1 protein-coding gene is annotated in these 989 nt (G+C 35.8%); it reads left to right on the forward strand.

Annotation, left to right across the window (positions count from 1 at the left end; all coding sequences use genetic code 11):
• Positions 1-79: 79 nt before the first annotated feature.
• Positions 80-989, forward strand: a 910-nt coding sequence (locus tag HZY94_RS00715) for an ISL3 family transposase (protein ID WP_179924550.1), incomplete at its 3' end; no start/stop codon positions are given.

Here is a 989-nt window from a genome sequence, read left to right on the forward strand (position 1 = left end):
TATAGGGCTTTTTGAGGTACAAAAAAAGCCCCATATGACCTATAATGAATAGTGACCAAACCAACATTAGGAGAATCATATGGAACTTATTTATAATACCACAGAATTACTCGGAATTACAGATAGAAATATCAAAATCACCTTTTATTATAAACGGCCAGAGTGTATTGTAGTGAATGCTACCTTAGATTATACCCCCTCTGCTTGTCCGCATTGTAAAGGGAAAATGATTAAATATGACTTTCAAAAACCTTCTAAAATCCCTCTATTGGAATGTCAAGGAATGCCCACTGCCCTATACTTGAAGAAAAGAAGATTTCAGTGCAAAGAATGTCGAAAAGTGCAAGTATCAGAGACACCTATTGTCAAGAAAAATCATCAGATTTCAACTGACATCCAACGGAAAATTACTCAATTACTGATCGAAAAGGATTCGATGAAAAGCATTGCCGAGCGTCTACATATCTCTACATCAACCGTTCTTAGACGATTAAAATTAGTAAAGACGAAACCAAACTTGAAGTCACTACCCAAGATAATGAGCTGGGATGAGTATTCTTTTAAAAAAGGGAAAATGAGTTTCATTGCTCAAGATTTTGAGTCCTCAGAAATCGTCGCAATACTAGACGGACGTACTCATGCTACAATTAGAGACCATTTCCAACAATATACCTTGAAAGTCAGAAAAAAGGTTGAAATCATTACTATGGATATGTTCACTCCGTATTTTAAATTAGTGAAGCAACTTTTTCCAAAGGCAAAAATTGTATTGGATCGTTTTCATATCGTACAACATCTCAGCCGAGCTATGAATCGTGTGCGGATACAAATTATGAACCAATTTGACAAACAGTCAAAAGAGTATCGACGTCTAAAGCGGTATTGGAAAATCATACAAACCGATAGCCGCAAATTGAGCACAAAACGCACTTATCAACCTATGTTTCAAATGCATCTAACTAGTCAAGAAATACTGGATGAACTACTTG

It is taken from the genome of Streptococcus danieliae (assembly GCF_013415245.1).
In the GTDB taxonomy this organism is placed as follows: domain Bacteria; phylum Bacillota; class Bacilli; order Lactobacillales; family Streptococcaceae; genus Streptococcus; species Streptococcus danieliae_A.